At 51.9% G+C, this 20,555-nt stretch carries 18 protein-coding genes; 12 read left to right on the top strand and 6 right to left on the bottom strand.

Annotated elements, in window-relative coordinates; genetic code table 11:
* Nucleotides 1-121 precede the first annotated feature (121 nt).
* Entirely contained in the window at nt 122-1,339 is a 1,218-nt protein-coding gene (locus HMPREF9069_RS09420; protein WP_035438667.1) for a hypothetical protein, read from the bottom strand.
* A gap of 376 nt (nt 1,340-1,715) precedes the next feature.
* On the opposite strand from HMPREF9069_RS09420, the gene HMPREF9069_RS09240 reads away from it, so the two are divergent.
* Nucleotides 1,716-1,865 (top strand): hypothetical protein, encoded by a 150-nt coding sequence (locus HMPREF9069_RS09240; RefSeq protein ID WP_021626314.1) that lies wholly within the window; start codon nt 1,716-1,718, stop codon nt 1,863-1,865.
* Between the two features lie 15 nt (nt 1,866-1,880).
* On the opposite strand, the gene HMPREF9069_RS06090 is transcribed toward HMPREF9069_RS09240, so the two are convergent.
* Nucleotides 1,881-2,843, bottom strand: coding sequence for a spermidine synthase (locus HMPREF9069_RS06090; protein ID WP_021626313.1), 963 nt, complete (start codon nt 2,841-2,843; stop codon nt 1,881-1,883).
* A 104-nt stretch (nt 2,844-2,947) separates the two neighbouring features.
* Here HMPREF9069_RS06090 and tatA point away from each other — a divergent pair, with 104 nt between their 5' ends.
* From tatA to HMPREF9069_RS06065, 5 genes are all read left to right on the top strand, one after another.
* Nucleotides 2,948-3,148, top strand: coding sequence for a twin-arginine translocase TatA/TatE family subunit (tatA, locus tag HMPREF9069_RS06085; protein ID WP_021626312.1), 201 nt, complete (start codon nt 2,948-2,950; stop codon nt 3,146-3,148).
* 163 nt (nt 3,149-3,311) lie between these two features.
* Nucleotides 3,312-3,785, top strand: coding sequence for a transcription elongation factor GreA (gene greA, locus HMPREF9069_RS06080; RefSeq protein WP_021626310.1), 474 nt, complete (start codon nt 3,312-3,314; stop codon nt 3,783-3,785).
* A gap of 144 nt (nt 3,786-3,929) precedes the next feature.
* Complete coding sequence (lysS, locus tag HMPREF9069_RS06075; protein ID WP_021626309.1) at nt 3,930-5,441, top strand: lysine--tRNA ligase; 1,512 nt, start codon at nt 3,930-3,932, stop codon at nt 5,439-5,441.
* A 127-nt stretch (nt 5,442-5,568) separates the two neighbouring features.
* Entirely contained in the window at nt 5,569-6,162 is a 594-nt protein-coding gene (locus tag HMPREF9069_RS06070; protein ID WP_021626308.1) for an HD domain-containing protein, read from the top strand.
* 230 nt (nt 6,163-6,392) lie between these two features.
* Nucleotides 6,393-9,011 carry an ATP-dependent Clp protease ATP-binding subunit gene (locus HMPREF9069_RS06065; RefSeq protein WP_035438665.1) on the top strand — a complete coding sequence of 873 codons (2,619 nt, stop codon included), beginning with the start codon at nt 6,393-6,395 and terminating at the stop codon, nt 9,009-9,011.
* A 1,025-nt stretch (nt 9,012-10,036) separates the two neighbouring features.
* On the opposite strand, the gene argH is transcribed toward HMPREF9069_RS06065, so the two are convergent.
* The 4 genes from argH to HMPREF9069_RS06045 all read right to left on the bottom strand — a co-directional run bounded on the left by argH (nt 10,037) and on the right by HMPREF9069_RS06045 (nt 14,563).
* Nucleotides 10,037-11,458, bottom strand: coding sequence for an argininosuccinate lyase (gene argH, locus HMPREF9069_RS06060; protein WP_035438663.1), 1,422 nt, complete (start codon nt 11,456-11,458; stop codon nt 10,037-10,039).
* An 80-nt stretch (nt 11,459-11,538) separates the two neighbouring features.
* A complete protein-coding gene (locus HMPREF9069_RS06055; RefSeq protein WP_021626302.1) occupies nt 11,539-12,801 on the bottom strand; it encodes an argininosuccinate synthase in 1,263 nt (420 codons plus the stop codon).
* Nucleotides 12,802-13,690: 889 nt separating this feature from the next.
* Nucleotides 13,691-14,122, bottom strand: a complete 432-nt coding sequence (locus tag HMPREF9069_RS06050; protein ID WP_021626301.1) for a Dps family protein — start codon at nt 14,120-14,122, stop codon at nt 13,691-13,693.
* A gap of 39 nt (nt 14,123-14,161) precedes the next feature.
* Entirely contained in the window at nt 14,162-14,563 is a 402-nt protein-coding gene (locus HMPREF9069_RS06045; RefSeq protein WP_021626300.1) for a Fur family transcriptional regulator, read from the bottom strand.
* A 344-nt stretch (nt 14,564-14,907) separates the two neighbouring features.
* On the opposite strand from HMPREF9069_RS06045, the gene disA reads away from it, so the two are divergent.
* Genes disA through HMPREF9069_RS06015 form a run of 6 tightly spaced genes read left to right on the top strand, consistent with a single transcriptional unit; the run spans nt 14,908 to nt 20,398 of the window.
* The gene (gene disA / locus HMPREF9069_RS06040) at nt 14,908-15,984 is read left to right on the top strand and encodes a DNA integrity scanning diadenylate cyclase DisA (RefSeq protein WP_021626299.1); all 1,077 of its coding nucleotides are present in this window, start codon (nt 14,908-14,910) and stop codon (nt 15,982-15,984) included.
* Nucleotides 15,981-16,784: a 2-C-methyl-D-erythritol 4-phosphate cytidylyltransferase gene (gene ispD, locus HMPREF9069_RS06035; RefSeq protein ID WP_021626298.1), complete on the top strand. Its 804-nt coding sequence runs from the start codon at nt 15,981-15,983 to the stop codon at nt 16,782-16,784. The genes disA and ispD overlap by 4 nt, the downstream gene beginning before the upstream one ends.
* Before the next feature lie 42 nt (nt 16,785-16,826).
* The gene (gene ispF / locus HMPREF9069_RS06030; protein ID WP_035438662.1) at nt 16,827-17,351 is read left to right on the top strand and encodes a 2-C-methyl-D-erythritol 2,4-cyclodiphosphate synthase; all 525 of its coding nucleotides are present in this window, start codon (nt 16,827-16,829) and stop codon (nt 17,349-17,351) included.
* A gap of 34 nt (nt 17,352-17,385) precedes the next feature.
* Nucleotides 17,386-18,858 carry a cysteine--tRNA ligase gene (cysS, locus tag HMPREF9069_RS06025; RefSeq protein WP_021626296.1) on the top strand — a complete coding sequence of 491 codons (1,473 nt, stop codon included), beginning with the start codon at nt 17,386-17,388 and terminating at the stop codon, nt 18,856-18,858.
* A gap of 42 nt (nt 18,859-18,900) precedes the next feature.
* Complete coding sequence (gene rlmB, locus HMPREF9069_RS06020; RefSeq protein WP_051317807.1) at nt 18,901-19,797, top strand: 23S rRNA (guanosine(2251)-2'-O)-methyltransferase RlmB; 897 nt, start codon at nt 18,901-18,903, stop codon at nt 19,795-19,797.
* A 1-nt stretch (nt 19,798) separates the two neighbouring features.
* Complete coding sequence (locus HMPREF9069_RS06015) at nt 19,799-20,398, top strand: NYN domain-containing protein (protein ID WP_021626294.1); 600 nt, start codon at nt 19,799-19,801, stop codon at nt 20,396-20,398.
* Nucleotides 20,399-20,555 lie beyond the last annotated feature (157 nt).

Here is a 20,555-nt window from a genome sequence, read left to right as displayed (position 1 = left end):
AGAATCTATATCAAATATTAAATAAAAATGACTGCTAAATGGCGCACATCGAACGTCAGAGCGAATAGGGGTTTCAGTCAGCCTGTGTTCAGCCCATTTGAATCGGAGTTTAAGCTAGGTGCTATCTCCGCCATGCATCTGGCGGGAATATCCGCATGCAATTCCAATTACAGAAATCATCATGAACCAGTTGTTGTTTATTTTGTATCGATAATGATGGCACGTGAAAGCGTTTTCCAAGATGATTCGTTATTCGTCGACAAATTGTTTCCCACACATCCTTATTGACATATTCATCCCATGTGATGTCAATAACTTCTACGCCAGCATGTTCAAGTGCATGGCGTCGACGCCTATCTAAGTCCATCGCCTTTTTACCTGAGTGTCCGAATGCTCCTCCAGGTTCAACGTCTATTCGTTTGCAATCAGGGCGAACAAACAAGATATCTGCACGAGCGTGACTGCGGCCATTTGCCATTTGTTGTTCTATCTCATTAAAAGGTATTTTTTCATTTAATCGTGCCGAGCCTGCGCCTGCACCACCACGACTTCGAATGAGCTGCAACTCAACGCTTACTGCAGTTTCAAAAGGAGATTCACTGCCATTACCACTGGCTTTAAGGGCTTTTTCAACAAGTGTACTTCCAGGCAATCCTGGATATTTGCTTAGAAGATGTTTGAGATTATCTACTGAGATGAGCGGTGTGCATTCAACATAGCCATCTCCAATCAAACGGCCATTTTGTATCGGTGCCTTCCCTTCGGCTGTATAGCGCGAACAGCACAATAGCCCTTGAGGTAACAATGCGTAAGACCCAGAAAATTCGGTAATAAGTGCTGCTAATAGGTGCACATCCTTGAGATAACGCGCCATCTGGAAAATCGTAAATTCTGGGGACACTACGTACAAACCGACTCCAGCTCGCAAAACCGATCCCTTAGGGAGCGCTGTAGAGTAGCGGTGGACGGCCACATTGTTGCGCCAATGGCGATGAGCTGATGAATTGCAAAGGAGCTCTATTTTCTTTAGTAGCTGAAAATTATGAGGTAGTAGAGAAGAAGCAGCCAACGCGGCCCATGGGTCTTCATGAGGATGCTCTAATAAAAAATTCTCGACATCTTTCTGAATATAGATAGATCGAGCGGCAAGATCCGCTGTTGAAATGTGGGACCAAGACTTGTCTAAATGAGGCACCTTGGATAAACAATCCTCTGCCAATTCAAGAGTCTTGTAATTACACGAAAGGGCCGGAGAAAATATTCCTACAGCGGCCAGGCGGTGGTACCACAAGGCGCTTGTGTGCGAGAGAACAATATGCGGCTGCTGTGGCGGCTGCAATAGATAACCTCTTTGTGTTCAAACTGAAAGCTTATACGCAGACCATACCCATCCAAGCCAAAAATCAAACCTAACAATTTCACTGAATGGCGCTTATTGTATGGGCAGAGGATAAAAATAGACCCCTATTCGCTCTGACGTTCGATGTGCGCCATTTAGCAGTCATTTTTATTTAATATTTGATATAGATTCTCCACAGTACAGCCATCTACCAGCGGCTTTGCATATAGCCTGAGGCACGTCAAAACCCGGGAAAACACCTGCCTTATATTTCGGTCAATCTACCTGCAAAAACATCACTTGCTAAAAACTAGGCAATGGCGCATATCGTCATTTAGAGCGAATAGGGGTCATTAAAACTCAGGAATGTGGCTTAGTGAGTGAGGCAAAAGAGGACCTAGGTGGTAGGACCGAAGCTGATTTAGATGATGAGACGGAAGCTGGTTCTGGTTTGAGTGGCGTGAGTGGAGTAAAGCCGGATGGGAAGATCAAAGCTGATTTAGTGATGAGGCTGAAATTGTCTTAGATAGAACGGGGTTACCTAAGACAGGCGGTAGCGATGGGAGATGGGCCAAGGATGATCGCTGGCGACAAGACAATTGTCAGCAACAATGGTCGGGTCTTCCTCATCCTCCGGAATCAGCCACACATATTTGAATTCAGCACAAAATGTTTGGCATGTATCCCGCAAATGCCTAGAACCCTTGCCTTCAAGTGGTGCAATAACGTTAGCAAGGTAAATACCTTGACTCCTCAAATGCTGATGTATTAATTGTGCACCTTCAGCCGTTCCAAGAGGACCTAGCGGATGTTTTCCGCTAAAGGCATCGTTAACTATTAAGTCAAAACTTCGATTACAGCTCCTCAGCCATGTCCAGCCATCATCATAAATGAGCTCGGGTGCGTTATTGGGAAATTCCTCCAGGAGCTCATTAAGAAAAAAATGTTCACGCGCAATCTTGGTAATTGCTGGGTCAATTTCTACAACTACCGTATGCAAACATGGGCAATGTGCAACCAGCCATTTGGGAAAGGAGTATCCGCCGCCACCAATAACCACAGCAGTTGGTTTGAGCGCTGAAGAAATCTGGCATGAGTAATCCGAAGGAGACACTTGGTTGAGATAGGGAGAAGAGCAGTGCCCAGAGTTTAAAAGGGACTGACGATCTGCATCATTTTCCGCCTGATCTTTAGATTCAGTGATGCATGAATCCCTCGTTAGATTCACAATATCGACAATTTCCGCAAAATACTTGTGATAAATGCAGGCTAGCTCCCAGCGTAGCTCAGGATCCACATAGCCCACCGACTGGTATTTCCCCCGCACATTTAGTAGGCGTACGGTCCTCCCATCATCATCTTGCGAATCAAATACCAGCGCTGGCCCAAATTTGGTTCGCCACCACAACCAAACCCCACGCTTTTTCAGTAACCATGGCAGACACAGGATGAATATATCTAACGCGCCCACAACCACAATCAGTGCCACAAGCAGCGTTGGCATGCAAATCCACCCCCAGAGAAATTGTGAGTATATAAAGATATGCGGTATACTACACGCTTGCAAACACATCGCAAACGCGGTGGTCGCACCCACGGAGGTTAAACATGATACTTGGTATGGGCGTTCCCGAGCTACTCTTGATTCTCGGCATTGCATTGGTCATCTTTGGGCCCAAGAACCTTCCGAAACTTGGTTCTGCACTAGGCAAGACCGTCAAAAATGTCCGCGAGGGCATGGAAGAGGGCGAAAGCTCTGAGTCTGATGCCGAAAAGACTGACGACAAGGATACCAAGGATACCGAGTAAGATATCGGCGGTCAGCCGTCGTGTATGTGCAACTGCTCGGTTGAGGCCGAGCGGCTGCGTTTTGCTCTGTTAAGTTTTATTCCCGTGGTAATCATAAAATATCAGCTAATATCACCTATTTTATCAGCTAGTACCACCCATTTCGACACATAGAAGGCAGCACATGGCAAAGACTGAGATGACGCTCACCCCCGAGGGCCGCAACAAGCTGGTTGAGGAGCTCGAGTATCGCGAGGGCGACAAGAACACCGAGATCATCGAGGCAATCAAGGAGGCTCGCGCACAGGGAGACCTTTCCGAGAACGCTGAGTATGACGCCGCCAAGGAAGAGCAGGCCAAAAATGCTGCTCGTATCAACGAGATTCGTCAGATTCTTTCGACTGCCCGCGTGGTTGAGATTGGTGCTGGCGAGTTGTCTGTGTCGCTGGGCTGCACGGTTGAGCTCGAGGATTCCAAGGGCAAAAAGACCTCTTTCACCATCGTTGGTACTACCGAGACCAACTCCCTTGAGAATAAGATTTCCAACGAATCCCCTGTTGGTGCAGCTAGTATGGGTCACCTTGTGGGTGACAAGATTAGCTATGTTACCCCCTCCGGTAAGACACGTGATCTTACCATTACCAACATTACTCGCTAACACATCGACGCATCTTCACGCGCTGGCAGCTCATAGACCTGGGCTGACAGCGCGTTATATACTGCATTAAAGGTAAAGCCAAGGCCTTTGACCTGCATAAATACCACGCAGGTGGGCCTTTATTTTTACGAGAGGAACGCTCACATGGCAGAGCAGGACGCCACCACCGAACAGGCCGCCCCATCCGTAAACGACGAGAGAGCTCAACGCCGCGCACGACGTCAGGCTCTTCTTGATCAGGGTATCAATCCTTATCCTATTCAAAGTCATATCACTGCACATGCTGCTGAGCTTGAGGAGCGTTACGTCGACCTTGAAGATGGTAGCGATACGGATGACGTTGTAACCCTTGGCGGTCGCGTTCGAGCAAAGCGTGGACAAGGTAAAGTTTCCTTCATCGTAATCGAGGATTGCACTGGTCAAATGCAGCTATTTTGCCGCATTAATGTGCTAGGCGAGGATAAGTGGGACATCCTTGACATGCTCGACTTGGGCGACGTAATCGAGGCTACCGGCACCGTTGTGCGTACCCGTCGTGGCCAGCTCTCTGTCTCGCCGACCAACATCACGATTCTTTCCAAGGCTTGCCGTCCGCTGCCCGAGAAGTTCCACGGTCTTACTGACAAAGAAGTTCGCTATCGTCAGCGCTATGTAGACCTTATCATGAACCCCGAGGTAAAGGATGTTTTTGTCAAGCGCTCGCGCATCCTGTCTGCTTTCCGCAGCTATATGTTGGAGCAGGGCTATCTTGAGGTTGAGACTCCCATCTTGCAGGAAACCCTCGGCGGCGCTAACGCTCGTCCTTTTACCACACATTTCAATGCGCTTGATCAGGAAGTCTACCTGCGCATTGCTACCGAGCTCCACCTCAAGCGCCTCATTGTAGGTGGTATGGAGCGCGTCTGGGAGATGGGTCGCCAGTTCCGCAATGAAGGCATGGACCTCACCCACAACCCTGAGTTCACCAGTATGGAGGCCTACTGCGCTTATAGCGATCTTGAGGGGATGAAGCGTCTCGCGGAAGGCTTCATTAAGGCGGGTAACGCCGCTGTCAACGAGAGTGAGCAAATTCCCTACGGTGATTACACCATCGATCTTTCAGGTGAGTGGCGATCTGCTCCCATGAATGAACTTGTCTCTGAGCGCGTGGGCGAGCAGATCAGTATTGACACACCCATTGAACATTTGCGTGAGCTTCTTGAGAAAAACGGTCTCGAATGGGAGCCAAGCTGGGGTGCCGGTAAGCTCATCTTTACTCTTTATGATGAGTTCTGCGAAAGTCAGATTGTCAATCCAACCTTTGTCTGTGATTATCCCGTTGAGGTCTCACCGCTGGCAAAGCGCAAAGATGATGATCCACGTTTGACCGACCGTTTTGAGCTGGTGATTGCTGGTCACGAGTATGCCAACGCTTTTTCCGAGCTCAATGACCCCATTGATCAGGAAAGTCGCTTCCAGGCGCAGGTGGCGGCAAAAGCCGCGGGTGATGATGAGGCCATGGAGTACGATTACGACTACGTGCGTGCGCTCGAGTATGGCATGCCCCCTGCGGGTGGTATTGGCATTGGTATCGACCGCACGGTTATGCTTTTGACCAATCAGCCTTCGATTCGTGACGTGCTTCTCTTCCCGCATATGAAGCCAGAGAATCGTTAAATTGCCGCAACAGTGCAGCACAGTAGCCTTGTCTGCTCTGTGCTCGCGTTTATACTTAAGCAAAACTGGGAACCTTGCAGCTGCCACAAAACGTTAGCTGCAGGGTTCCAAAGTAAAAGGGGGAAGTATGGCAGACAAACTTGAGAGCGGACTGACTCGCGAGCAGGCGTTTGACCTGCTTAAGCAGTACAACGAAGATGAATATCATATTTTGCATGGCCAGCAGGTCGAGGCCCTGATGCGCTATTACGCCGAGAAGTACGATCCTGAAAATGTTGATTTCTGGGGTCAGGTTGGTTTGCTTCATGACCTTGATTGGGAGAAGTGGCAAGACGATATGCTCCACACAATCAAGACGGCCGAGTTGCTTGCCGAGGCAGGTGCCAATCCCGCGCTAGCGCACTCTATTCAGACCCACAACTATGACATCAATCCTGAACTGCCTGCACCCGAGCTCAAGATGGAGCGCGTGCTCTATGCAGTTGATGAGCTTAGCGGTCTGATTAATGCTTGTATTCGTATGCGCCCCTCGGGCTCTGTGACTGATTTTGAAGTTAAGAGCCTTAAGAAGAAATTCAAGAACAAAAAATTTGCTGCTGGCTGCGATCGTGATGTTATTGCACACGGTGCCGAACTCAATGACATTACGCTCGACGAGCTGTTTGCGAGCGTCATTGCAGCCGAGCAGGAGCTTGTAGAAACTAGCGAGGCCTTTAACTAGGCAGCCAGAATGCACGTATATGGTTGCTAGTATGTGCTGCGTTGCTTTACTACGAAGCGGAATTAAAGACGGACGTCAGGGATGGCGCCCGTCTTTTTGATACAAAGTGCAGAGCAGTGTTTATTCAGCTGCTTATGTGGGTAAACGTGAACAGACTACCAGTAAGAAGCTGACGCTACCATCACGGCAGCATGGCGTTGCGAATGGCGGCGCAGAAGGGCAGTGTGAGCATGTTCGAAAAATTTACCGATCGAGCTCGGAAAGTTATGAGCCTCGCCCAAGACGAAGCTCAACGTCTGGGCAAAATGTATGTTGGCACGGAGCATTTGCTGCTCGCGCTGATTAAAGAGGGCGATGGCATTGCGGCCAAGGCTCTTGCGTCACTAGATGTGACCTATGAGGAAACTTTGGCAACTATTCGTCAGATTTCTAGCGAGGATTTGCAGCCAGGTTCCGGTGGACACATTCCCTTTACCCCGCGTGCCAAGCGCGTGCTAGAAAATGCCTATCGCGAAACCATGGCACACGGACAGACGTATATTGCAACTGAGCATCTCTTGCTGGGTATCGTGAGCGAGGGTGACGGTATTGCGATGATCGCGTTGGGTCGTATGGGTATTTCGGCTGATGCTGTGCGCAATGCAGTGGCAGAGCTCGTTAACAAAGACAAACCTCACGAGTCGCATCATCAGTCTGCTCCCGTGAGTTTTGGACAAATGTTTGCAGGTCAGCGTCCTGATGAAGACGATGATGATTCGTTGCTAGAGCGTTTTGGTCGCAACCTTACCAAGCTCGCCGCTGAAGGCAAGCTTGATCCCGTGATTGGTCGCGATCGCGAGACCGAGCGTGTGATGCAGGTACTAGCTCGTCGTCAAAAGAATAATCCTCTTATTTTGGGTGACCCTGGTGTTGGCAAGACTGCTGTCGTTGAAGGTTTAGCTCAGTTAGTTGCTGCGGGCAACGTGCCTGATATTTTACGTGGCAAGCAAATCTGGACACTTGATATGGCTGCCATGGTCGCGGGTTCAAAATATCGCGGTGAGTTTGAAGAGCGCCTCAAGAAGGTTATCGCTGAGGTGGAATCTTCTGACGACATAATCTTGTTCATCGACGAAATTCATACGGTGTTGGGTGCTGGCTCGGCCGAAGGCTCAATGGATGCTGCATCCATTATGAAGCCGCCTCTGTCACGTGGTGAAATTCAGGTTATTGGCGCGACAACTGCGGAGGAGTATCGCAAGCATATTGAGAAGGACTCCGCCTTTGAGCGTCGTTTCCAGCCTGTTTACATCGGTGAGCCGAGTATTTCTGATACGTTGGAGATTCTTTCTGGCCTGCGTAGTAGTTATGAAAAACACCACCATGTGCGCTATACAGAAAAAGCTCTCAACGCTGCAGTAACGTTGTCCGACCGCTACATCCAGGATCGTTTTTTGCCCGACAAGGCCATCGACGTCATTGATGAGGCAGGCGCTCGTACTCGTGTGCACAAGATGTCGTTGCCGCCCGAGCTTGCTCGTGTTGATGAGGAGCTTGCTCAACTAGCTGCAAAAAAAGATGAGGCAGCAGATGCGCAGGAGTACGAGGAAGCTGCTCGTCTGCGCGATGAGGAAAAAAGTCTTACTACCAAGCGTAATCAGCTTGAAGAAGAGTGGCATGCCAAGCAGGCTCTCAATGTAGTAACAGTTGATGAGCAGGCCATCGCTGATGTGGTATCTGATATCACGGGTGTGCCTGTATCCAACCTTACTGAGGCGGAGGCCGCGAAGCTTTTGCGGTGTGAGGGCGCTCTGCACCAGCGCGTTATTGGTCAAGATGAGGCAATTAGTGCCGTGAGCCGTGCCATTCGTCGCTCACGCTCGCCGCTTAAGGATCCTCGCAGGCCTGGCGGTTCATTCATCTTCTTAGGTCCTTCGGGCGTAGGCAAAACCGAGTTAGCGAAGTCGCTCGCAGAGTTTCTCTTTGGTAGCGAAGATGCATTGATTTCCTTTGACATGAGTGAGTTTATGGAGAAGCATACTGTTTCCAAGCTAGTTGGTGCTCCTCCTGGATATGTTGGCTACGACGAAGGTGGCGAGCTTACCAAGGCGGTGCGCCGCCGCCCGTATTCGGTTGTACTTTTTGACGAAATCGAGAAGGCTCACCCTGACGTTTTCAATGTTTTGCTTCAGATTCTTGATGAAGGTCGTCTGACCGATGGACAAGGTCGTCATGTGGACTTCTCCAATACCGTTATCATCATGACCTCTAACATTGGTGCGCGTGAGATAGCTCATACGTCTCCGATGGGCTTTACTAGCCAGGGTGATGGCGGATTGTCGGACAAAGAAATTCGCAGCCGCGTTGAAGGTGAACTCAAGAAGCTCTTCCGCCCTGAGTTCCTTAATCGCGTTGATGAAATCGTGGTCTTCAAGTCGCTTACCAGTGAGCAATTGCGTCAGATTGTTGAACTGTTGGTTGGTGATTTGCGCAGGCGTCTGGTGGGTCAAGGCATGTCTATTGAGCTGAGCGACGCGGCAGCTGATTTTGTGGCCCGTAAGGGTACGGATAAGATTTATGGTGCTCGTCCCCTGCGTCGCGCGATTCAGACACTCATCGAAGATCCTTTGGCTGAGGCTTTGCTACAAGGCAATTATGCTGCAGGCGATATTATTTGCGTGGATACTGCCGAAGTTGACGGCGAAGAGAAAGTGGTCTTTTCTAAGCGTCAGGGGGAGATTCCTAAGTTTGAAGAAAGAGTCCACCTAGACGCGCCGCGCGCCCGTGAACGCTGGAATTTAGGCGCGGGCAGTGATGCTGCGAGTCGTACACCTGTAAACGGAGGTAGCCTCGAAGGTTCGGCTGGGTAAGTACTTTTGTGTAAAGCAAAACTAGGGACCTTGGTTTTGCCAGGTCCCTTTTTTGTGGCATGTCATGTATCTGGACAAATCGGCATACGAGAAAACGTGGTATCGACCTGCTTCCATGCCACTCCGTCTGCCAAACGTCACAAACTGTTTCAATTAACATCGTTGCGCTTGCCAAAGACCACGCATTCTTTCAAGCAGCGCAGTTCTGCTTATCAAGTGCTCATCATCCCCATGCGAAAAGGGTTCCTAATTCATCATCTCGTCTGAAAAGGGTTCCTAAAGCATCACAGACGAAAAAATTACCTGCGCATTTGTAGCCCTAAAAGAGAATTAGGAACCCTTTTCGTTATCTGAGAAGAATTAGGAACCTTTTTTGAGTGGAAGACCCCGCAACGATGACCCCTCTTCGCTCTCACGTACGATATACGCCAATTCATAGGTAGTTTTGTTTAATTATTACTACATTTCTTTTGATGTCAGCCCAACTACCAGTGCTTTTATGAATACAAAAAGTCAGGACAAAACCCGGGAAAGCACCTGTCTTAAAAATCAGTGCATCTACCAGCATAAATGCTGCAATACAAATTTCAACGAATGGCGCATATCGTGCGTGAGAGCGAAGAGGGGTACAAGAAGGTTAAATGCCACAAGCCACAGATTGTTTCATGCGTCCTTTAGGTTTGTTTGGCACTTGGGGATGATTCAACGCGTTCCTGCTTGTCAAACGTCAAAATTTGAATAGATTTCGATAGATGGTTCATGTTTCGAACTTCGAGAAAAAATGACCTGCCCATTTACGCTTACTTACCTCGAAACTTGAACCATTTGTGGTTTGCGTTCTACTTATACTCGATGGGCAGGGTTCCCAAGCACAAGCGACGGCGTGGGCGGCTCTCAATACCTCCCTTATGCAGTAACCAACAGGTCTCCAAGCGCAAGCGATGGCATGGGCGACTCTTTCTGTAACCGCACGATCTGCGTGCATGAATTGCGTGGGGAAGGCTCCGGCACAAGGACGGCCGCCCTCACACCTTCATGACGGATTGTTCGCGGATCAGCTTCACCTGGCGACGATCCCTCTTGAGGGTACGGCTCGCCTCTCTCAGCTGGTCGCGAACCGTGTCGGGGGCCGTGCCGCCATACGTGGTGCGAGCGGAGACGATCCCTTCGGGATCCAACTCGCCCACAATGTCGTTGCCAAAGAGCGGCGAGGCCGTGCGAAACTCTTCGAGGGTGAGGTCTTCGAGGGCCTTCCCGCTCTTTTCACAATACAGAACGAGCTGGCCAACGACCTCGTGGGCCTTTCGGAAGGGCATGCCGCGCTTCGCCAGGTAGTCGGCAACGTCGGTCGCGGCGGTGAAGCCAAGCCCGGCCTCCGTGCGCATGGCGTCGGCATGGACCTCCCATGTGTCGATCATGCCCTCGACGCAGATCATGCAGTCGCGCAGCGTGTCGGCGGCATCGATGGCGCCCTCCTTGCACTCCTGCAGATCCTTGTTGTATGCAAGCGGCAAGGCCTTCATGGTGACGAGAAGGCCCACCAGGTCGCCCACGACTCGACCCATCTTTCCTCGCGTGAGCTCGGCAAAGTCCGGGTTCTTCTTCTGTGGCATGATCGAGCTGCCGGTGGAATAGGAGTCCGAGAGGGTGATGAAGCCAAACTCCGTGGTGCCCCAGACCACGATTTCCTCGCACAAACGGGAGAGGTGCATCATCGAGACCGAGCAGGCGTACTCAAGGTCAAGGAGGAAGTCGCGATCGGAGACGGCATCCATTGAGTTGGGGATCGGATGGTCGAAGCCAAGAAGCTCGCTCGTGCGATGCCGATCGAGCGGATAGGTGGTGCCGGCGAGCGCGGCGGCACCCAGCGGATTGGCATCCGCAGCGACGAAGGCATTGTGGAGGCGCTTGAAATCGCGCGTGAACATCCAGAAGTATGCGAGCAGGTGGTGCGAGAAGAGCACTGGCTGGGCGTGCTGCATGTGGGTGTAGCCCGGCATGACAACACCCATGTTCTTGCGTGCGGCACGCGTGACCACGCGGCGCAGCGAGAAGTTTTCGGCCATAAGGTCGACGAGCAGGTTCTTTGCGAGCAGACGGGTGTCGGCAGCGACCTGGTCGTTGCGTGAGCGACCGGTGTGGAGACGCGCGCCCGCGATGCCAACGTCCTCGATCAGCTCGCCCTCGACAGCCATGTGGATGTCTTCGTCCTCCGCTCCGTAGCGAAAGCGCTTCTGCCTGATCTGGTTTTCTATCTCAAGCAGACCCACCTCGATGCGCTCGAAGTCTCCACGACTGATGATGCCCCGCTCAGAGAGCATGCGGGCATGGGCGATCGACCCATGGATGTCCTCGCGATACATGCGTTTGTCGATGGGCAGGGACGCACCGAATCGCATCGTGAACTCGTCGACGCTCTGCTCGAACCTGCCTGACCACAGTGCCATGTGCTCTCCTCGTCCAAACATTCCTGAAGCCGAGGGACAGCCCCTGTGAGAGCTGTCCGAAAGCGTCTGTCCATTCTATCCTAGAACTGTTCAAAGTCGTGTCCCTCGGCGGCGCGGCGCGCACCCGGCCCCTGCTTCCTGGACCACGTCTTGCTCTGAAGGCTGTGAAGCTCAATGAAGCCATGGGAGCTGGCGCGGTCGAAGGTATCGCCCTCGCTGTAGGTAGCCAGACCATAGTCGTAGATGGCGTAATCGCTCCTGCGGCCAACGACGGTGAGGCTGCCCTTGTACAGCTTGGCGCGAACCTCGCCCGTCACGAATTCCTGCGTGGACTCCACGAAGGCGTCGAGGGCCTCCTTGAGCTGCGAGAACCACAGGCCGTCGTAGACGAGCGTGGCCCAGCGCTGGTCGATCTGATGCTTGAAGTGCTGGGTGTCGCGGTCGAGGCAGAGCTGCTCAAGGGCCTGATGCACCCTTATGAGGGCAAGCGACGCGGGGCACTCGTAGCACTCGTGGCTCTTGATGCCGACGAGGCGATTCTCGACCATGTCGATGCGGCCAAAGCCATGCTTGCCGCAGATCTCGTTTACCTTGATGATGAGCGGCAGGTACTTCATCCTCTCGCCGTTGACGGAAACGGGCACACCCCTCTCGAAGCCGATGGTGAGATACTCGGGCTCGTCGGGGGCGTCCTTGGGATCGACCGTCATGGTCCAGATGTCTGCAGGAGGCTCGTTCCACGGGTCCTCAAGCACTCCGCACTCGATGGCACGCCCCCAGAGGTTGTCATCGATGGAGTAGGGCTTGGCGGCAGTGGTGGGAACAGGGACGTTGTGCTCGGAGGCCCACGCCATCTCCTGCTCGCGCGTCAGCAGGTCCCACTCGCGGACGGGGGCGATGATCTCGATCTCGGGGTCGAGGGCGTGGATGCAGGTTTCGAAGCGCACCTGGTCGTTGCCCTTGCCCGTACAGCCATGGGCGATGTAGCGCGCGCCATGCTTGTGCGCATAATCGACGAGGTACTTGGCGATCATGGGGCGAGACAGCGCGGAGAGCAACGGGTAGGTGTTCTCGTACAGGGCGTTGGCCTGGACGGCCTTCTTGAGGATGCGGCTGGCATAGGGTTTGCGCAGGTCGACAGCATCAGAGTAGATCGCGTCCATGTCGAGGGCCTTCTGCTTGACCCACTCGAGGTCCTCTGCGTCTTGGCCGACGTTCGCGCAGATGGCGATGACGTCGAGGTCCCTCTCCAACTGGAGCCACTTGACCATAACCGACGTGTCGAGGCCGCCCGAATATGCGAGGACGACCCTTTCCTTGGTGGAAGCTGCTGCTGCACTCATGCTCTTCTCCCCTCACACGAGTTGGTAGACGGAGTCACTGCCGCATCCGCGGCAAGAAAAAGCCCGGTCATGCCGGGCGTCGACTGGCTTGATTTCCTGTGGCTCTCTCTTAGCTAACCAGAAGGTACGCACGGCATGCGGGCGAGGTACGTCGATTCTGGCGTCGGAGGCCGAGCATAGCTACGACGATGCTTCCCCTCATGTCTGCCCCCTCCCTACGTGTGTGGCGACTGTGCCGTCCTGGCGTGCTGCTGTGCCGTCCTAGTGTATTGGTATGAGACTTTACCTCTGACGTATGCACTCTCGCGGATATTACTTCTTTTGGAAACAAAAACGCTGTATCTGGGGAGAGGGAAAACTCGATGTGGGGAGATTGTGTGCATGAGGCCGCGTGATGTCTCGCGTAAGGCTCCGGCTGGTTCCATCGGACATCTCTCTCCAATGAACTCAAAGCGCACAGTGCTAGTGCTAGGTTCCGGCTGGTTCCATCGAACATCTCTCCAGAGATGGGCGGGGCGTCGCCTGGTCAATTTTGTGCCAAAAGAGAATCAGGAACCCAATTCAGTAGCCCTAAAAGAGAATGAGGAACCCTTTCGTATGGGATAACCGTTCCTGCTGCTTATCAAAAGCCAAAATTTAGATAAATTTCGATAGATGGTTCATCTTTCTGCTTCTTCTTCCCTAGATGGTTCATGTTTCGAACTTCGAGAAAATCTGACCTGATTTGCAATTTCAAGGATGCTTTTTGAACCCTTAGTAATGAGAGTACTTTTGAACCCTTTAGTGATGAGAGTGCTGTGATGTATACGTTTACAAGCAAAAACCCTGCGAATAATGGGGAATTTAGACGCAGGGCTTTTATATATACGCAGTGTTAGGATGCGCTGGTTTAGCGGGAAGATTGACCAATCATCCACAGGTTCTTGGAGATGGTAGCGACATACTCGTCCATTGCATTAGAGACCAGTACGTTACCCTCCTCTTCTGCAGTGGTCTTAACATCCATAACATCTGCGAGAATTGTCTGATAGTCAGCCTTAACGGTCTCGAATGCTTCGGGAACGCTAATGAAATCAGACTCGCGCTCAACAATGTGTGAAGCGTCGAGAAACTCGCTCATGGTTGAAAGAGGCTTGCCGCCATTCATCAAAATGGTTTCAGCGACCTCATCAACTGCTTCATTTGCCTGATCGTAATACTCCTCAAGTTTGGCATGGACTTGGAAGAAGGCGTGACCCTTTACGTACCAGTGGAGATTTTGAATCTTGCGATGCGCAACTGCCCAATCAGCAAGAAGAGTATTAAGTTTGTCGTTCAGCATGATGATTCCTTTCTTGCAGCTCAATGGCACGTTTAGTGCTTATGAACGGCTGCTTCTCTGTTGTTCTTTGGCGAGACAAGAGGTGCAAATACCGCGGAGTGTCAACTCAAATGAACTCAACTGACCCGGGAGATTTTTTGCCAACAGACTCTGAATCTCCTCCACGTGAGGGGAGTTCACGTCAAAAATCTTCCCGCAGCGAACACAGGTAAAGTGTTGATGAGCAGTGGTATGCCCATCAAAGTGGGTACTCCCATCACTTACATTCACCGTACAAATATCGCCGTTTTCCGCAAGTTGCACGAGGTTACGATAGACTGTTCCGAGACTAATATTGGGAAACTCAGCCTGTACCCCCTGGTACACATCCTGCGCAGTTGGATGATCGTGGCTCTTTATCACAAAAGCTCGAATTGCCTCACGCTGCTTGCTATATCTCATCTCAACTCCTCTCCGATAATAAGTAGTAACAGTTACTGATAAGTGTTATACCCCGAATAGAGGAGAAGATTAATAGGAAGCGTTCTCACTATAGTTTCTCCATAAATAGGAATGTTTACTGTTTATATCTGGGTTGAGATAGAGAAGATATCTGGGTTGAGATAGAGAAGATATCTGGGTTGAGATGAAGAAGAAAAAATACCGTGACAAGAAAACGAGAAAGAGGAGGAGAAACGAGAAAGACGAGGAGAATACTGTTAGAGACGCGCGACCGCCTTATACTGGTAAGGGTAAGGGTACAGGACAGAATCGACGCAGCCCGTCTTCGCATATGGAGGTAATGCATGGACATACTCGCGCCAGCTGATAACGAAAAAACTACCGCCGAGCGTTTTGAGGAAGCAATACGCCAAGCTGCTCCTGGCACAGCTCTTCGCCATGCGCTTGACATGATTATTGCCGCTCATCTTGGTGCGCTTATCTGTATCGGTGATGTGGAAAATGTTATCGCTGCTGGCGATGATGGCTTTAAGCTGGATATCTCGTTTACGGCAAACCGCCTCTTTGAACTCTCAAAGATGGACGGCGCCATCGTGGTGGACAAGGATCTCACAAGGATTTTGCGTGCCAATTATCACCTCAATCCCGATCCATCTCTGCCAACATCCGAGACAGGCATGCGTCACCGCACGGCCGCGCGTATGAGCTTATTGACCAAGGCACTGGTGATTTCTGTGTCTCAGCGTCGTCAGGTTGTCAACTTTTTTATCGATGGCCGCGGCACTCAAATGCGCACCGTGCCCGAATTGATGGGTATGGTCAACCAGCTGCTGGTTTCGATGCAAAATACTCGTATGCAGCTTGATCATGGTCTGCTTCGCCTGACAACGCTTGAGCTTGATGATTACGTCACCATACGTGATGTTACGGATGTGCTCTACCTCTTTGAAGTGCTGATGACCGAGTCGCAGGAGCTTAGCGGTGTGATCATGGAGCTTGGTTCGGAGGGGCGCACCATTGCGATGCAGCGTGACGAGTTTGTGGGCGACATGGACGAGACGTACACGCTGATGATTCGTGACTATGCGGCTGATTCTACTGAGGAAAATGCCCGCGCAATACGTCGCGCTTTCCATGAGATGCGCAATGGGGAAATGCGTTCTGCAAAGACAGTTGCCGCGGCTTTGGGCTTTGAAGATCGTAGCGAAGATTCACCGCTTACGCCTTTGGGCCTGCGCACGCTGAGCAATGTTTCGGTTGTGCGCGATGGTGTAGCTGACAAGCTGGTCAATGAGTATGGATCACTGCGTCGTTTGATTGACGCTATTGCAGCGCATCCCGAACATGTTGGCGATTTGGGTGTTCGCAATCCCAATATTTTGCTTGATACGCTGCAGCGTATGCAAGGGAACCGTGTATGAGTTGCTGCGATGAGCTTTGCCGTCAGGACGTGCAGGTCGCAAACGCTGCACAGGCGCAGCGCCAAGGCGATTGCAACGCTGATAGGTCTACCTGTGCAATCATCGTTGCGGGAGGTCTAGGTCAGCGCTTTGGTAACCCTGCAGGCAAGCAGTACGTATCGCTGGCCGGTATGCCCGTCTTGTGTTGGTCGGTCCTTGCGGCTGACCGCACCGCTTCGGTACGTTCACTTGTTGTTGTGGTACCCAAAGGATATATTGCACAGACCCAACAGCTCATCGAAGATACGCTGACTCTCATCCATCCCATTTGCTATGTCGAAGGTGGGACGACTCGTCAGGAGTCGGTTACACATGGCCTGAGCCGTATTCCCGCTCATTGCAAACTGATTGCAGTGCATGATGGAGCGCGGCCGCTTGCACGACCTGAGGCATTCGAGGCCTGTATTGATCAGCTGCAGCAAGATGCTACGCTTGCTGGTGCGATTGCTGCCAGCCCTTCAATTGATACGCTCAAGCTTGTGGAAGGGACAACGGTTATCTCGACTCCTGACAGAAGCTTTTATTGGTGCGCTCAGACGCCTCAAATTTTTCATCGGACTGCTCTGCTTGAGGCATATCGTTTGGCAGCGCAGGAGGGATTTGTAGGCACCGATGATGCATCCCTTGTTGAGCGACAAGGCGGGCGTGTTGCGTGTGTAAACTGCGGAAATAACAACCTCAAAGTGACGCTTCCCGAAGATGCACTTTTGGCAGAGGCACTACTTGAGCAGCGCTTGTCACAAGAAGGTTGTGGCTTTTAAGGGGATCAGGCTGGCTTGATGTCGGCTTTGAAAGGACAGTATATGCGTATTGGGCATGGCTTTGATGTGCATGCTTTTGCTGATGCGACGGCAGGACGTCCCTGTATTTTGGGTGGCGTTACGGTGGAGTCTGACCGTGGACTTGCAGGACACTCAGATGCCGATGTATTAACGCATGCCCTGATGGATGCCCTGCTTGGCGCTGCTCGTATCGAAGGCGCTGGCGATATTGGACAGATGTTTCCCGATAACGATCCTGCATATAAAGATGCGGACTCGATTGTGCTGCTCCAACGCGTATGTGCTTTGCTTTGCGACAATGGCTGGCAGATTATGGACGCAGACTGTACGGTTGCTGCCCAAGCGCCGCGCCTGGCACCTTATCGTCAGATGATGCGCAAACGTCTGGCTACTGCGATGCATTTGGATTTGCAGCAGGTAGGCGTCAAGGCTACCACGACTGAGCATCTGGGTTTTGTGGGTCGAAGCGAAGGAATTGCCGCATGGGCTGTGGTTTTGCTTGAAGAAAAGCAGGTCTTGAATCCGCCTGTCACACAGGCGCGTTAAAATCAGCACACACGACTACTATCGAGGAGTTTTTATGCTCGTCTACAACAGCCAAAATCACCGCAAAGAAGAACTCAAGACTATCGAGCCCGGCAAGCTGCGCATGTATGTTTGTGGTCCTACTGTCTACGATCAGATTCACATTGGTAATGGCCGCACATTTCTTGCTTTTGACGTGATTCGTCGCTATCTCACCTACAAAGGCTACGAAGTTACCTTTGCGCAGAACCTTACCGATGTGGATGACAAGATTATTAATCGGGCAAATGAGCAGGGCCGCACTGCTGCTGAGGTTGCTGAGGAATATTCTTGCGCCTTTATCGAGCAGATGCATCGTTTAGGTGTGCTCGATCCGGATATCCGTCCCCGTGCAACGCGTGAGATTGCCGCCATGCAGGACATGATTTCAACCTTGATTGAAGGCGGTCATGCCTACGAGGTCGAATCGGGAGATGTGTATTTCTCTGTACGAAGTGACGATCGCTATGGCGTTGTATCTGGTCGCAACATCGATCAACTGCAGGTGGGAGCGCGTGTCGAGGAAAATACCGACAAGCGTGATCCTTTGGATTTTGCACTGTGGAAGGCCGCAAAGCCAGGCGAGCCCTCATGGCCATCGCCTTGGGGTGAGGGTCGTCCAGGTTGGCATACCGAATGCTGTGCAATGATTCATCATTACTTGGGCACGCCTATCGATATTCACGGTGGCGGTGCAGACCTCGTGTTCCCGCATCACGAAAACGAGACTGCTCAGGCGTATTGCGCTTGGGGTCAACCCTTGGCAAATACTTGGATGCATACGGGCATGTTACGCGTTGAGGGCGAAAAGATGTCCAAGAGCTTGGGCAATTTCTACACGCTCAAGGAAGTTTTGGACAAGTATCCTGCAGGTGCAGTGCGTCTATTGATGTTGCAAACTCACTACCGCTCGCCATTGGACTTTTCTTTTGAGCGCTTGGATGGTGCTGTAGGTACGCTTGAGCGCTTACAGACTTGCGTTAAAAATCTACGTTGGGCAGCACAGAATGCTCCTCAGGATGGTACGTTGACCCAGCAAGATCGCGCTCTTGGTGCTGCTATTGATGAGGCTCATAGCGAATTTGTCACCCAAATGGATGATGACTTTAACACTGCTGGTGGTTTAGCGGCAATCTTTGCGCTGGTTACCGCTGCAAATAGCTATCTTGATGCTGCGGGTGCTGAGATTTCGACTGCACTGGCGCTGCGTGCTTCCGATGCCATTATCGAGCTTGCCGAGGTGTTGGGTATCGAGCTTTCCCGCGATGAGGAAGAGCTGCCTGCAGGTCTCATCGATCTTGCACGTGAGCAGGCGGGCTATGTTGGTGATTCTGCGGCTGAGGCGGCTGAAGCACTGCTGGCTGCTCGCCAAGTTGCGCGCGCTCAGAAAAACTGGGGCACCGCTGACGCTATTCGCGATGGTATTGCCGCGCTCGGACTAGCAGTTGAAGACACAGCAGCCGGTGCTCGTCTTCGCACAAAGAATTAATCGACTCTCTGGCGTTATACGCTTAGAGGTGGGGTGTAGATTTTGAATAACAAGCAGCCAAGAAAAGCCGCTGGTCATAGCTCGTCTCGTCCGAACAAGCAGAACGATTCGCGGCGTGGCAATATGCGCAATGCTAGTGGCAGACGTCCCAATGAGCATCGTGGTGACAATCGTCATGCAAGTGCGCGCCGCCCTAGTGAGCGTCGTTCAGGTGCAGACTATATCGAGGGCCGTCGTGCTTGCGCTGAAGCGCTTGAAGCGGGGGTTCCTCTGAAACGGGCGTTGGTTGCTACAGGCGATGCGTCATTAGGAAGTCTTGTCAAGCGATTGTCGGCTGCAGGTATTCCTGTTGAGGAAGTTTCGCGCGACCGCCTGGATGTGGTGTCATCACATGGTGCACATCAGGGCATCGCTTGTCAGGTGGCGCCTTATCGTTATGCCTCATTGTCCGATGTGATTGAACGCGCAGGCGATGGGGACGCTCTTATCGTGGTGCTAGATCATGTCACTGACCAGGGAAATCTTGGCGCTATTGTCCGATCTGCCGAAGTGGTGGGAGCTGCTGGTGTCATCATCCCTAAGGTACGTGCGGCTGGTGTAGGTGTTGGCGCATATAAAACCTCTGCTGGTGCTGTTATGCATATTCCCGTAGTACAGGTAGCCAATCTGCCTGCAGTGCTCGATAAACTTAAAGAAGTGGGTTTTTGGGCCTGTGCTGCGACCGAGCATGCCGAGGATAGCGTGTGGTCTGCTCCTATGGGAGGGCGCCTTACATTAGTTATGGGGTCCGAGGGCGACGGTGTATCCCGTCTTGTGATGGAGCACTGTGATTTTGGCTGTAAACTGCCTCAGCGTGGACGTATTGAGTCACTCAACGTGGCGCAGGCGGCAACCGTGATGTGCTACGAGTGGCTTCGTCGTGTTTCGGAGGCTGAGTAGCGTGGCAAGAAAAGCCCTGCTTGTTGTTGATGGCTATAACGTGTTGCGTGCAACTCCACGCTACGAAGATTTGATAGACGAGGATGGCAATCCTGTACACATGTCTGCTGGTGGTAGCGGACGTGCAGCGGGTGGCGGCTCGATTGCTGTGGACCCTTTTGAGCGTGCACGCGAAGCTTTGCTTGCCGATGTTGCTGCGTATGCACAAGGTAGCTACGAGGCTGTTATTGTGTATGACGGTGCGCAAAATCTCTCGCCCGAGCGTCCAATATTAAAAGCTGCAGGTGTCAAAATCGTATTTTCCGAGCAAGGCGAAAGTGCCGATTCAGTAATTGAACGTTATTGCTCGCAGGCGCGTCGGGCGGGCAGGGATGTTGCGTTGGTGACTTCCGATAGGGCCATTCGTTCGACGGCTGGACTGGGCCCTTATGCATCGTCAGTTACCAAGATTTCGAGCGCTTTGCTTGTGCAAGAAATGGAACGCGTTGATCATGAAGTTGCGCGTGAACTCGACGCGCGTACGCACGCTCGCATGACTGTTGAAGACCGCTTGGACCCTGAGACGCGTGCCAAACTTAATGCCTTGCTCGGTCGCGAGTAGCGTTGCCGCCGTCGCTCTTCGCGGCCTTCAGGTGCAGTAGTTGTAGGCGGTTCAATAGCGTCGCGCGTTCCCGCAGACGGTTCGAAAGTGTCCGCAACCCATACAAACGGTTCAAAACCGTCGCTCTGCTTTCACAAAAGTGCAGGTAAATTTTCTT

The sequence above is a fragment of the Atopobium sp. oral taxon 810 str. F0209 genome, assembly GCF_000466405.1.
In the GTDB taxonomy this organism is placed as follows: domain Bacteria; phylum Actinomycetota; class Coriobacteriia; order Coriobacteriales; family Atopobiaceae; genus Olegusella.
The sequence above is the reverse complement of the archived record's forward strand: the minus strand, read 5'-3'. Positions and strand labels throughout refer to the sequence as shown.